This window comes from Stenotrophomonas sp. STEN087, from assembly GCF_056759115.1.
This window is the reverse complement of sequence record NZ_JBRRCR010000007.1, coordinates 1-11,506: the sequence shown is the minus strand read 5'-3', so window position 1 is coordinate 11,506 and position 11,506 is coordinate 1. Positions and strand designations below refer to the sequence as shown.

12 protein-coding genes and 1 riboswitch are annotated in these 11,506 nt (G+C 67.6%); of the genes, 4 read left to right on the top strand and 8 right to left on the bottom strand.

The window, feature by feature from the left end; genetic code table 11:
* Nucleotides 1-371 precede the first annotated feature (371 nt).
* On the top strand, nt 372-794 hold the full coding sequence (locus tag ACVOK1_RS03220) for a hypothetical protein (RefSeq protein ID WP_481561094.1): 423 nt from the start codon (nt 372-374) through the stop codon (nt 792-794).
* Nucleotides 795-897: 103 nt separating this feature from the next.
* Here ACVOK1_RS03220 and ACVOK1_RS03215 read toward each other — a convergent pair whose 3' ends face one another.
* The 3 genes from ACVOK1_RS03215 to ACVOK1_RS03205 are packed head-to-tail and all read right to left on the bottom strand — an operon-like array spanning nt 898 to nt 4,889.
* Nucleotides 898-1,395 (bottom strand): fimbrial protein, encoded by a 498-nt coding sequence (locus ACVOK1_RS03215; RefSeq protein ID WP_481561093.1) that lies wholly within the window; start codon nt 1,393-1,395, stop codon nt 898-900.
* 27 nt (nt 1,396-1,422) lie between these two features.
* The gene (locus tag ACVOK1_RS03210) at nt 1,423-3,912 is read right to left on the bottom strand and encodes a fimbria/pilus outer membrane usher protein (protein WP_481561092.1); all 2,490 of its coding nucleotides are present in this window, start codon (nt 3,910-3,912) and stop codon (nt 1,423-1,425) included.
* On the bottom strand, nt 3,909-4,889 hold the full coding sequence (locus ACVOK1_RS03205) for a fimbrial protein (protein ID WP_481561091.1): 981 nt from the start codon (nt 4,887-4,889) through the stop codon (nt 3,909-3,911). Before ACVOK1_RS03205 ends, ACVOK1_RS03210 begins: the two co-directional genes overlap by 4 nt.
* A gap of 172 nt (nt 4,890-5,061) precedes the next feature.
* Between ACVOK1_RS03205 and ACVOK1_RS03200 the strand changes: the two genes are divergently transcribed.
* From ACVOK1_RS03200 to ACVOK1_RS03190, 3 genes are all read left to right on the top strand, one after another.
* A complete protein-coding gene (locus ACVOK1_RS03200; protein WP_481561090.1) occupies nt 5,062-5,568 on the top strand; it encodes a fimbrial protein in 507 nt (168 codons plus the stop codon).
* 57 nt (nt 5,569-5,625) lie between these two features.
* Nucleotides 5,626-6,360, top strand: a complete 735-nt coding sequence (locus tag ACVOK1_RS03195; RefSeq protein WP_481561089.1) for a fimbrial biogenesis chaperone — start codon at nt 5,626-5,628, stop codon at nt 6,358-6,360.
* 174 nt (nt 6,361-6,534) lie between these two features.
* Complete coding sequence (locus ACVOK1_RS03190; protein WP_481561088.1) at nt 6,535-6,906, top strand: DUF805 domain-containing protein; 372 nt, start codon at nt 6,535-6,537, stop codon at nt 6,904-6,906.
* A gap of 100 nt (nt 6,907-7,006) precedes the next feature.
* On the opposite strand, the gene thiL is transcribed toward ACVOK1_RS03190, so the two are convergent.
* The 5 genes from thiL to ACVOK1_RS03165 form a co-directional block, all read right to left on the bottom strand.
* Nucleotides 7,007-7,969, bottom strand: a complete 963-nt coding sequence (gene thiL / locus ACVOK1_RS03185) for a thiamine-phosphate kinase (protein ID WP_481561087.1) — start codon at nt 7,967-7,969, stop codon at nt 7,007-7,009.
* A 210-nt stretch (nt 7,970-8,179) separates the two neighbouring features.
* The gene (gene nusB / locus ACVOK1_RS03180) at nt 8,180-8,659 is read right to left on the bottom strand and encodes a transcription antitermination factor NusB (protein ID WP_108767735.1); all 480 of its coding nucleotides are present in this window, start codon (nt 8,657-8,659) and stop codon (nt 8,180-8,182) included.
* On the bottom strand, nt 8,656-9,123 hold the full coding sequence (ribH, locus tag ACVOK1_RS03175; RefSeq protein ID WP_079220615.1) for a 6,7-dimethyl-8-ribityllumazine synthase: 468 nt from the start codon (nt 9,121-9,123) through the stop codon (nt 8,656-8,658). The genes nusB and ribH overlap by 4 nt, the downstream gene beginning before the upstream one ends.
* 285 nt (nt 9,124-9,408) lie before the next feature.
* Complete coding sequence (gene ribB / locus ACVOK1_RS03170) at nt 9,409-10,509, bottom strand: 3,4-dihydroxy-2-butanone-4-phosphate synthase (RefSeq protein ID WP_108767734.1); 1,101 nt, start codon at nt 10,507-10,509, stop codon at nt 9,409-9,411.
* On the bottom strand, nt 10,506-11,132 hold the full coding sequence (locus tag ACVOK1_RS03165; protein ID WP_481561086.1) for a riboflavin synthase: 627 nt from the start codon (nt 11,130-11,132) through the stop codon (nt 10,506-10,508). The genes ribB and ACVOK1_RS03165 overlap by 4 nt, the downstream gene beginning before the upstream one ends.
* A gap of 77 nt (nt 11,133-11,209) precedes the next feature.
* Nucleotides 11,210-11,355, bottom strand: a riboswitch (FMN riboswitch).
* Between the last annotated feature and the right edge of the window lie 151 nt (nt 11,356-11,506).

Sequence of the window (11,506 nt, the reverse complement as noted above, 5' to 3'; positions counted from 1 at the left end):
TTGTCGCGATCTGCGCGTTCGTGCAACCGCCACCGCCCCGCTGCAAGCATTCGTAATTCTTCTACCTTTCCAACTTTTCTCATTGGGCTGCGGGCGCTAACCGCCCATCCTCGACATGCCACCGACAACGGGTGGCACGGGCTTGCAATCCCGTGGGCTGGTTTGTTGTTTACGCTTGCCTGCCGGCGTCGTGCATCCCCTGTGCGCGGCGCCGGCTGGCAATCCGTCCGCGTCTCCATGGCGGGCGGTGCGTGGGGGCCTCGTGCCCGCCGGCAAGTCTGAACCAGCCCCCGGTATTGCAACCACGCACCGTCCGCCACCCTCGCCTTCGCGCGCGGGTGGCGTCCTGCTTCATGCACAAGGACGCCGAGATGACCAAGACCAAGTACCCCTTCCTGTTCGCCACGCTTGGCGACGCCGCCGCGCGCCTGCCCGATGATCTGGCGCGCACGCTGGAAAGCACGCTGGCCGCCACCGATGCCGCCAATGCCCCCGAACGCACGCCCGAAAGCATCACCGTGTTGAACTGCCTGCGGCGCATCCGCCAGGTGGAAGCCGCCAACGGCCAGCCGTGGCCGAACGATGGCCACACGCCCGGCCAAAGCATGGCGCTGGCCCGCATCGACCGCGCCAATGCCGGGCAGACCTTCCTGCTGGAGCTGCTGCACGCCATCGAACGCACGCGCGTGGATGGCGATGAAACGGAACAGGTGGGCGATGGCGCACGCGAAGGGCTGTTGTTTGCCTGCCGTGCGTTGGCCGAGTACGTGGATGTGCAGCTGCGCGCGGCGTGAGGTTTCGGGGTCAGATCCGTTTGCGGTGCAAAGGGCTCTGACCCCGAGCGGGCCGCAGCCACGCTCGGCGTGGCTCTACTGCGCGTGTGGTGCGTGCATGCCTTCAATCGTAGGCGGCGGTCACCACGATCTCAGTGGAGATGTTGCCGGCGTTGATGCCAGCATTCGACCCGATGTAGTAGCCCGCGCGCAGGGCATAGCTGGCCGTGGCACCGGTAACGGCAACCGTCTGGGCATCACCCTTCTTCAGGTAATTGGTACCGGTGGTGCCCGACAGCAGCGCGATCGAAACACCGGTGGCCGGCGTGGTCGTGGCCGTGTTCTTCCAGCGCTGGGCATCGCCATCGGCCTCGGTACCGTCGAACGATAGACGGGCCCGGACCACGCCCACGCAACCGGAGAAGTTCAACGCGCCGGCCTTGAGGTTGACCGGCGTGGCGACGGCCATTTCATCAGCCTTCACCGGATCGAGGGTGATGTCCGTGGCGGTCATGGTGCAGGTGCCAGGCAGCACCGTACCGCTGACAGTGAGCGTGGCCGTATCGGCCAACGCACTGGCGGGCAGCACAAGCAGCAACAGGGGAAGCAGGGACTTGGGCATGTCAGGTTCCTTTTCAAAGCGGATGGATCAAGGGGACGCAGGCGGCAGCGAAGTGCGGACCTGCAGGCCAGGAGGCAGCGGCGGATCGGGCAGGCAGATGGCCTGGGTCCACGACAGCCCGTAGGCATCGGGTGCGTCGGGTAGCTGGTAAATCAGCCGGCAGCGCTGCGGGCCGTCGGGGTCGACCACCAGCACACCTTCGGCCTGCGCACCGCGCAGCGCGATGACACTGCCCTGGCCCACGGCCCCCCTGTGCTGGCCCCGCGCGTCTTCCACACGCGCCGCGAATGGCAACGGCTGGCCCAGTGCATCGGTGGCATCGATGTACAGCGTGCGTTCGCGGCGCACCTCGAAGGCCACACGCACGATGCTGCCGGCCGTGGGCGCAACACGCTGCGAGGTCTGCAGCAGCTCCACCTCCAGCGGCAACCCGGAGGGATCCAGTTCAATCTGGTTCCAGCGGTAAGGGCTGATGTGCGGAAGCACCGCGTAGCCGTTGCCAGCAATGCGCACGTCGCCGCCACTGCCGACGCGGGCATTGGCCGCCCCCTTGGCCTGCACCAGCGCGAAGCCCTCGCCCACGGGCAGGCCCAGCTGCACACCACCGGCATGGGCCACCACACTGCCCGACATCCCCAGCGACTGGCTGTGCCGGTTGCCAGTCTGGCTGTAGCCCATATCAACGGTGCCATGCCGGCCGCGGTAGCTGGCAAACGCATCGGTGCTGCTGCGGCTCGCAGTTGCGCGGGTGGAGGACAGGCTGTAGCTGAGCGACTGGTGTTCGCCGGCGGTTCCGCTCACACCCACCTGGCGCTGCATGTCGCCCGTGCCTGAGCGGCTCAGCTGGCTGTTCAAGCGTGGCGCAGCAGCGCTCTGGCCCAGCGGCACGCTGAGGGTGAGCGCGTAGCGCGTGTCCAGGCGGCCGTCGTCCAGCCGGTAGCGCAATGCCGAAACCCCATAGTTCACTGGGCCCCAGGCGCTCTGGAAGCCCAGCTGCACATCATTCTGGCGCTCGCTGCGATCCCAGTACGCAACATGGCCGCCGCTGAGGTACAGGTTGCTGCGCGCGCCCAGCCGCTGCGACAGGTTGAACTGGTAGCGCTGCCGCGCACGCCCTGCTGGCGCCCATGCATCGTCACGCAGGCGGGCAGTATCAGCCAGCGTGTGGAGACCCTCGGTACTGTAGCGATAGGCTGCCAGACCCACGTGGGTTGCACTGGCCGCAAAGTAGCGCTGGTAGTTCAGCCGGTAGCTGTTGCCACGGGCCACACCGGCACCCGGCAGGCGTGCACGCGCATGGGTGATGTCCGCGCCGAACGCACCGAACGTGGTGTTGATGGCCGCGCCTCCCAACACGGCGGCGTAGCGCTCGCCCAGCTGGCTGCCGCCGAGCAGGGTCAGCCGGTTGTTGATGCCCCGCACGTAGGTGCCTTCGGCAAAGCGCAGCGGCGCGAACATGCCGTCCTGCGCGCGCAGCGCACCGACCGTGGCACTGAAGCGATGCGTGCCTGCACGCAGGGCCTGTGGCACGGCGGAGAAGTTCACGTTGAAGCGCTGGCTGCGGCCGTCGGCTTCCTGCACGGTGACTTCCAGATCGCCGCCGAAGCTGGTCGGGTACAGGTCGTCGATCTGGAACGGCCCCGGTGCCACGTTGCTTTCGTGGATCACCCCACCGTTCTGGCGGATGGTCACCACGGCATTGCCTTCGGCGATACCCCTGACCACCGGTGCATACCCGCGCAGCGAGTCGGGCAGCATGCGCTCGTCGGTCGCCACACGCACACCCGTGAAGGCAACGCTGTCGAACAACTCGCCACCGGTGTTGGACTGGCCGAGCAACAGCTGGCTGTTCCATGCGGGAAGGTCGCGCTGGGCGTGGCTGCTGATGACGTCGTGGCGGCTGCCTTCATGCGTGCTGCGGTTGAAGGTGGCGCGGTGGCGCAGGCGCCAGTCGCCCAGGTTCACCCCCGCACGTACGCCCAGGTAGCTGCTGTCGCGGCCAGCGCTGCGGAAATGGTTGGCGCTGTAATCGACGAAGGCCGCGTTGATGCCACGGTCGCGCAGTTCCGGTGCCACGTAGCCACGCACCGCCGTGGCCTGTGCGGCCTGCGGCACGGTGATCGACAGCTGCAGGGTGCTGCTGTCGAAGGCCACGGTTGCACCATCCACCAGTGCGGGCAGATCTACACAGGCATCGTCGGCAGGCAGCGCTGCCAGGTACGCCGGTTTCAGGCCCAGCCCCGCCACCAGGCTCGCCGGCAGGCATGGGCGCGCCACCGCAGAGTCGTCAGATGTCACGAAGGTGATATCGCGTGCGGCAACGAAACGGTCGTTCAGATGCAGGTCGACGGCGTAGATGCCCGCGGGCACCGGGTGGCCCTGTGTGTAGCGCGACAGATCGATGGCCTCGCCACCGATCAGGAAGCCCTCGCTGAACTCCAGCGCAGGCGCTCCCAGCGCGCGCGCCGGGAGCGCCAGCGCAACCGCCACGCTGAGCAGAGCAAGCGAAGGCTTCATCGGTAGGTGGCCGTCAGCACAGCTTCGCCTTTCACCGTGCCAGGCACCAACGCCGACGGCATGCGCAGGTAGCGCGCCGTGAAGGGAATAGCCTGTACGCCCTTCAGCGAGAAACCATGGCTCCAGGTACTGCCGAACTGCACCGGCACGCCCGCCTGCAGCAGCTGGATCTGCACGCCCCCCGCTGTACTGCCCGCAGCCAGCGCGAGGATGCCGTTGGTGCCACCGGCAGCGTTGGCGTCGGCCACGGAAAGATCGACATCGACGTTGGCGCTCGGGCAGTTCATTGAAACGCCGAAGGCCGACTCCCTGGCAGTGTCCCCGGCGCTGGCCAGTGCATTGGCCGACACGTCTTCCAGCGTATGACTGGCCGCCGACAGCGTGCACGTCAGCACGGGCACCGTCAGCTGCACCGAGATGGTATGCCGCACGAGGTTGCTGGCGTCGCTTTGCGACCACACCTCGAGTGTCCCCAGCGACGTGGCAGGCATGCTCTCCATCGCGCCACCGCGGAAGAAGGCGTAGACATTGACGGTCGAAACAAACAGCCCGGCCGTGGTTGGGACGAACTGCGACCGGGTGACTTCGCCGGCGCGCAGCGGCGTACGCTCGTAGTTGCCACCGGCCAGGTCGCCAATGGTGTGGTTGAAGATCAGCAGCGGGCTGCGCGGACTGGTCTGGTAGGCGGGGTAGGTTGTTGCTTCATAAACGATGTCGCGTACATAGGTAAGCCCAGCCGCCGGCATCTGGATCGACAAAGTCTCTGTACCCAGCGTGCAGTTGAATGCCTCGGCGGCCGTACTTGCACTACCGGAAAAACGCGTGTCGGGTCGGTCGATGTTGGGCATGGTGAGTACCAGGTCCAGCGTCCCGTCACGGGTGCCGTTGCGCTGGCAGGCCGCCCCTGCGCTGCCGGCACAGAGCAGCAGCGCCGGCAGCAGCAGCCGGCCAGAAAAAATGGGGGCGGGAGCGCGCATAGCTGCACCTGCCTGGGATCATCAGGCCGGCGATTCTAGGTGGCTGGTAATGGGGCGAACATGCAACAAGTTGCAGATGCCGGAGCCACGCAGGGCTTTGCAACTTTTTGCATTCCGGGGCGAATGGCGACGCACGATACTGCGCCCCCCTGATTACCGATGGAAGTACGCCATGAATGCCCGCTTGTTGATACTGCCCCTGCTGCTGTGCGCAGCACCGTCCGCCTTTGCCGAGAAACTGGAGGTCACCGGTGAACTGGTCACCAGTACCTGTGCCGTCAATTCAGCCGGTGGCACCATCACCGTGCCGATGGGCAAGGTCGATCTGGCCTCGGTCAACGCCGATACGCGTGCCGGCCAGAAGAACTTCTCGATCCAGCTGGACTGCACCGGTTCGGGCGCCGCGCAGGACGTCAGCGTCCGCTTCGGCGGGCTGCCGCATGGCAGCACCGGCAACCTTGGCCTGACCGCCGCTTCCACCGCCCGCAACGTGGGCGTTGCCCTGTACGACGCGGCCGGCAACCACCAGAAAATCGGTGAGGACCCGGTGCAGTGGGTGACCATCGCCGCGGGTGGCAGCGGTCAGCTGGATTACAGCGCCTGGTACGCCTCCCCGGCCCAGGATGCAGAGGCGGGCATCGCCAATGCATCCGGCGACTTCGTCGTGCTCTACAGGTAACGGCACTTTTCATGGGCGATCCACGGATGGAACGCCCGCTCTGGGATGAGGTGAACCATGTCCTTCCGCTCACTTGGCGTGCCTGCTGCAGTGCTGACAGCAGTGCTGGCCGCCGCACCAGCACCGTCCGCGTCGGCGGCGGTTACGCTGCAGGGCACGCGTATCATCAACGATGCCGGCAAGGGCCGCGATGTCACGGTGTCCGCCAACAATGTGGGCACGCAGCCCGCGCTGGTGCAGGTCTGGATCGATGCAGGCGATGGCCATGCGCGTCCCGAAGACGTGCGCACGCCGTTCCGGCTGACCCCGGCCGAACCGCGCCTGCTGCAGCCGCACCAAGGGCAGGCCTACCGCATCACGTATGCGCCACGTCCCACGGACGGAGCACTGCCCAGCGACCGGGAGTCGGTCTTCTACTTCAACCTGCTGGACATACCGCCGAAGCCGACCGATGCCGGCACGCGCAACCTGCTTCAGTTCGCGGTGCGCACGCGGGTGAAGCTGTTCCACCGCCCGGCGGGCCTGTCTGGCCAACCACGCGATGCGGCCGGCCTGCTGCAATGGCGTGCGCACGGTGGTGCATTGCAGGTACACAACCCGAGTGCCTACCACGTGACCTTGAGCAGCGTGACCCTGCCCGATGGGAACGCGGTGGAGGTGGACATGATCGCGCCCGGTGCACAGGCCGAGTTGCTGCTGCCGACAGGCAGCGCATTGCCGGCCTCAGTGAAATTCCAGTGGCTGGATGACCACGGCACCGCGCGCGATGCGGAAGCTGCTGTCGTGCAGTGAGGTGACTGGGCGGGACCGCTGTCGCTTTCAACCAGGATCGACACCACGGTCGACCCACGAAACTGAGCAGGCGTCCTGCACTTCGGCAGCGTATTACGGGCAATTTCAATGTACCTGGTGGCCCCCCTCTCGTGAGCGGGGATAGTCGCCACCTTCTTTCTATGGAGTGTTCCCATGCTGAAAATGATGATGCCGCTGAAGCGCTACACGCAGTTCAACGGGCGCGCGAGCCGCAGCGAATTCTGGTGGTTCCAGCTGTTCATCCTGATCGTCTCGATCCCCTCGTACGTGCTGGGCTTCATTGCCGGCTACACCGATTCGCAGGCACTGGCGCTGGCATCGACCGGCCTGAACGTGGTGATGTGGCTGATCTTTGTGCTGCCAACGCTTGCCGTCACCGTGCGCCGCCTGCACGACACGGACCGATCGGCCTGGTGGCTGCTGCTGGGCGTCGTCCCCATCGTGAGCCTGGTGCTGCTGGTGTTCCTGGTGCTGCCCAGCACCCCGGGCGGCAACCGTTTCGGTGTGTCCGCACCGCGCGATTGATCGCGGCGGGTCACGCCCCGAATGGATCATGCGTGCCAACCAAGGTTGGCATCTACCCAGGCAACGTGGTGGCGCCGGGCCTGCCCGGCGCGCCTCTCTATCAGGCGAAGTGCTGGTAACCGCCGCTGGCGGCTTCGCCATCCACCTGCACGCCCTGCCCTTCGGTGATGCGGCCGACGCGGGTCAGCGGCACATCCAGCGATTCAGACAGGTACAGCAGCGCGTCGCGCTGGTCGGCGGCGGCGGTGAAACACAGTTCGTAATCATCACCACCGTGCAGCGCACACTCGCGGGCACCGTCGCGACCCAGCAGGCCACGCAGCTCCGGCGAGATCGGCAGTACGTCGGCATCGATCTGCGCGGCCACGCCACTGCGTGCCGCGATGTGGCCCAGGTCAGCCACCAGGCCATCGGACAGATCCACGGCGGCATGCGCGAAGGCACGCAGGCGCAGGCCGAGGGTGACGCGTGGGGTGGGACGCAGCAGGCGCAGGCGCAGGGTTTCGTAGTCACCCAGCAGGGTGGCGGTGGCCACGTCCAGCGCGCCCTGCTGCCACAGCTTCAGTGCGCCAGCGGCATCACCGATCGTGCCACTCACCCAGACATCGTCGCCGACCTGCGCGCGGTCGCGGCGCAGGGCTTGGCCGCGGCCGACCTGGCCCATCGCGGTCACGGTCAGCGACAGCGGGCCACGCGTGGTGTCGCCGCCGATCAGGGCGATGTCGTGCTGGTCGGCCAGGGCGAAGAAGCCTTCAGCAAAGGCGTCGATCCACTCTTCGCTGGTGTCCGGCAGCGACAGCGCCAGCGTGCACCACGCCGGGCGCGCGCCCATCGCGGCCAGGTCGGACAGGTTGACCGCCAGGGTCTTCCAGCCGATGTCGTACGCCGGGGTTTCCGCCGGAAAATGCACGCCGCTGTTGAGCGTATCGGCGGTGACCACCAGTTGCTCATTCGCACGCGGCTGCAGCAGCGCGGCGTCATCGCCGATGCCGAGCAGGATGTCGTCACGCTCGCTGGTGCGGGCGCGGATGCGGTCGATGAGGGCGAATTCGGCCAGGGACATGGGGCGCTCCGGCGGGTTGCATGGATGGGCGGCGGGCGCGAATGCGGGCGGATCGTGCCGATCGGATGGAACCGGCGGGGTAGAGTCGACTGTTAGTCGACTGCCTTTCGATCAGCGGTCGTATCGCCGGATCAAGAGCAGTCGACTAACAGTCGACTCTACCGAAGCAGATTCCCGCGCCGTTCAACGAACGATGCGGGACGCGGCGGGTCAGTGACCCGATTCGACCTTGCGCCATTCGACGGCGGCACGATCCAGCACGCCGTTGACGTAGGTGTGGCCATGCTCGGAACCGAAACGCTTGGCCGATTCGATGGCTTCGTTGATGACCACGCGGTACGGCACGTCCAGGCGGTAGCGCAGCTCGTAGCCGGCCAGGCGCAGCACGGCGCGTTCGATGGCGTCCACTTCTTCGATGCCACGGTCCAGGTGCGGGCCGAGGGCTTCGTCGATGTCGCGGCGGTTGTCCAGCACGCCATGCACCAGGGCTTCGAAATACGCCAGATCGGCGATTTCGCGGGCCTGCTCGTGGGCGAACTGGGCGATCAGCGACTGTGCGTTGCCGCCGGAGATCTGCCAGGCGTACAGGGCCTGCACGGCACGACGGCGGGCGCGCGAGCGCAGCACCGGGTCGATGCCATCACGGCGGACGGGTTTACCGGAGGGCTTGCCCTGGGTGTTCTTGTTCATGGCAGTTGCTCCAGCAGGTTGACCATTTCCAATGCAGCGATTGCGACTTCTTCACCCTTGTTGCCGTGGCTGCCACCGGCGCGGGCCTCGGCATCCTCGGCACGTTCCACGGCCAGCACGCCGTTCAGCACCGGCACGCCGAAATCCAGCTGCACGCGCATCAGGCCTTCGGCGCAGCGGTCGGCCACGTGTTCGTAGTGGCGGGTATCGCCACGGATGACGCAGCCCAGGGTGAGGATGGCGGCGTGTTCATGGGCGGCGGCCAGGCGCGCGGCGACCAGCGGCAGTTCCCAGGCACCCGGCACGCGGATCACGTCGATGTTGGCTTCGGCAATGCCGTTGCCGGCCAGGCTCTGGCGGGCGCCAGCAACCAGGGTATCGGTGATGCGGGCGTTCCAGCGGCTGGCCAGGATGGCAAAGCGCGCCGACTCGGGGGTGCGAAGATCGCCTTCGTAGTGGCTCATATGCGGCTTGGGGGTTCGATAAGGGGGTGATTCTACCGTGGATGGGCCCCGGGGCGCCCGTGGGTAGTGGCGGGGGGGGGGGGGGGGGGCGGGGGGGGGGGGGGGGGGGGGGGGGGGGGGGCGGCGGCGGGGGGGGGGGCGGCGGGGGGGCCCGGGGGGGGGGGGGGCCGGGGGGGCCGCCCCCCGCGCCCCCGCGCTTCCCGGGTGGGGCTGCGCTTCCCCTCCCAGCGCGCGGCCCAGCGCCCGTGGCTGGCGGGGCCCCGGGCCCCCCCCACGCCAGGCGGCTTACAGGGTCACCGTTTCCACCACTTCAAGGCCGTAGCCGGCCAGGCCCACCTGGCGGCGGGGGGTGCCCAGCACGCGCAGCTTGCCCAGGCCCAGGTCGGACAGGATCTGCGAGCCGGCGCCATTACGGCGCCACTGGCCCACGTCCTTGTCCTTGCCCGGCACCACCGGCGCCGGCTGCTGGCGCAGGCGGGCCAGCAGCGCCTCGCCGTCGCGCGGGGCCGACAGCACCACCATCACGCCTGCCCCTTCGGCGGCAATCGCGCGCAGGGCATCGGTGGCGGCCACGCCGAAATCATCGCGGCGCCAGTGCAGCAGGTCGGCCAGCGGGTTTTCCACCTGCACCCGCACCAGGGTCGGGGTATCGGCCGCCGGGGTGCCACGGACCAGGGCGAAATGCAGGTCGTGGGCGATGCGGTCGCGGTAGGTGACCAGCTTGAACGGGCCGAATTCGGTGTCGATGTCGCGCTCGTCCACGCGCTCGACGGTCTTTTCGGTGGCCAGGCGGTAGGCGATCAGGTCGGCGATGGAGCCCATCTTCAGGCCGTGCTCGCGGGCGAACACTTCCAGCTCCGGGCGGCGCGCCATGCTGCCATCCGGATTGAGGATCTCCACCAGCACGCCGGCCGGTTCCAGCCCGGCCAGCATGGCCAGGTCGACGCCAGCCTCGGTGTGGCCGGCGCGGGTCAGCACGCCGCCCGGCTGGGCGATCAGCGGGAAGATGTGGCCCGGCTGGTGCAGGTCGGCCGGCCTGGCGTTGGGCTTCACCGCGGTGCGGATGGTGTGGGCGCGGTCATGGGCGGAAATGCCCGTGGTCACGCCTTCGGCCGCCTCGATGCTGACGGTGAAATTGGTCTGGAACTGCGCGGTGTTGGCCTGCACCATCGGCGCCAGGCCGAGATCGGCGGCGCGGGTGCGGGTCAGCGGCAGGCACACCAGGCCACGGCCGTGGGTGACCATGAAATTGATGTCCGACGGCTTGACCAGCTCGGCGGCCATGATGAGATCGCCTTCGTTCTCGCGGTCTTCGTCATCGACGATGACGACCATGCGGCCCTGGCGGATGTCCTCGAGGATCTCGGGGATCGGGGCGAAATTCATGCGGCATCTCCCTGCGGCTGCTGGCCGTTGGCCGGCACACCGATCAAACGTTCTACGTAACGGGCCACCAGGTCGATTTCCAGGTTCACCGCGCTGTCCACGCCGGTGGCGGAGAAGGCGGTGTTGGCCACGGTGTGCGGGATGAGGGCGACTTCGAAACCTTCGTCGTCCACTTCGTTGACGGTCAGGCTGACGCCGTCCACGCAGATCGAGCCCTTCTTGGCGATGTAGCGGCGCAGCGCGGCCGGCGCGGCGAAGCGCCAGCGCTGGGCACGTGCATCTTCGTGGATGGACAGGACCTGGCCGAGGCCATCGACGTGGCCGCTGACCAGATGGCCGCCAAGGCGGTCGGTCGGGCGCATGGCGCGTTCGAGGTTGATGACCGCCCCTTCAGCCAGCTGGCCGAGCGTGGTCAGGCCGAGGGTTTCGGTCGAGGCATCGGCCTGGAAGCTGCTGGCGTCGAATGCGATGACGGTGAGGCAGACACCGTTGATGGCGATGCTCTCGCCCATCTGCACGTGGTCGAACGGCAGGTTGCCGACGTTGAAGGTGAAGCGGACATCGCCGCCGATGGCTTCGCGTGCGGCCAGACGGCCGACGCCTTCGATGATTCCAGTAAACAAGAAACGTTCTCCGCGGAAAGTGAGCGAAAAACGCCGCAAGGCAAACAGGCGGGCGCAGGGCCGCAAAGGCCCTGTGGCACCGTCTTCTTTCATCCGGACTATGACCGTCGGCTCCGGCATTGGACCGGATCTGCTGACCCCCGACCATGGGCCGGGGCGCTCGCGGGCTCGTGCTTGCGCACCTACCGCCGGTGGGGAATCGCACCCCGCCCTGAAGACGTTTGTGTACCGGCGAACCGGCGCGCCCAGTGTACCAGCCTGGACTGAACGGGGTCGGATACCCTTAGGGCGGCAAAGGGTCCGCCCCCGGCCGGGTACCCACCCCCCCTGAAACGCCCGCCCCCGGTGGGGGAATGGGGGCGGTAAAGGTTAAA

Bases quoted from the DNA above. Each gene is read 5' to 3' on its own strand.
- ribB (WP_108767734.1), bottom strand. From the start codon at position 10,509: ATGAATTTCGCCCCGATCCCCGAGATCCTCGAGGACATCCGCCAGGGC.
- ACVOK1_RS03220 (WP_481561094.1), top strand. From the start codon at position 372: ATGACCAAGACCAAGTACCCCTTCCTGTTCGCCACGCTTGGCGACGCC.
- ACVOK1_RS03205 (WP_481561091.1), bottom strand. From the start codon at position 4,889: ATGCGCGCTCCCGCCCCCATTTTTTCTGGCCGGCTGCTGCTGCCGGCG.
- ACVOK1_RS03210 (WP_481561092.1), bottom strand. From the start codon at position 3,912: ATGAAGCCTTCGCTTGCTCTGCTCAGCGTGGCGGTTGCGCTGGCGCTC.
- ACVOK1_RS03190 (WP_481561088.1), top strand. From the start codon at position 6,535: ATGCTGAAAATGATGATGCCGCTGAAGCGCTACACGCAGTTCAACGGG.
- ACVOK1_RS03200 (WP_481561090.1), top strand. From the start codon at position 5,062: ATGAATGCCCGCTTGTTGATACTGCCCCTGCTGCTGTGCGCAGCACCG.
- ACVOK1_RS03215 (WP_481561093.1), bottom strand. From the start codon at position 1,395: ATGCCCAAGTCCCTGCTTCCCCTGTTGCTGCTTGTGCTGCCCGCCAGT.
- thiL (WP_481561087.1), bottom strand. From the start codon at position 7,969: ATGTCCCTGGCCGAATTCGCCCTCATCGACCGCATCCGCGCCCGCACC.
- ACVOK1_RS03195 (WP_481561089.1), top strand. From the start codon at position 5,626: ATGTCCTTCCGCTCACTTGGCGTGCCTGCTGCAGTGCTGACAGCAGTG.
- nusB (WP_108767735.1), bottom strand. From the start codon at position 8,659: ATGAACAAGAACACCCAGGGCAAGCCCTCCGGTAAACCCGTCCGCCGT.
- ribH (WP_079220615.1), bottom strand. From the start codon at position 9,123: ATGAGCCACTACGAAGGCGATCTTCGCACCCCCGAGTCGGCGCGCTTT.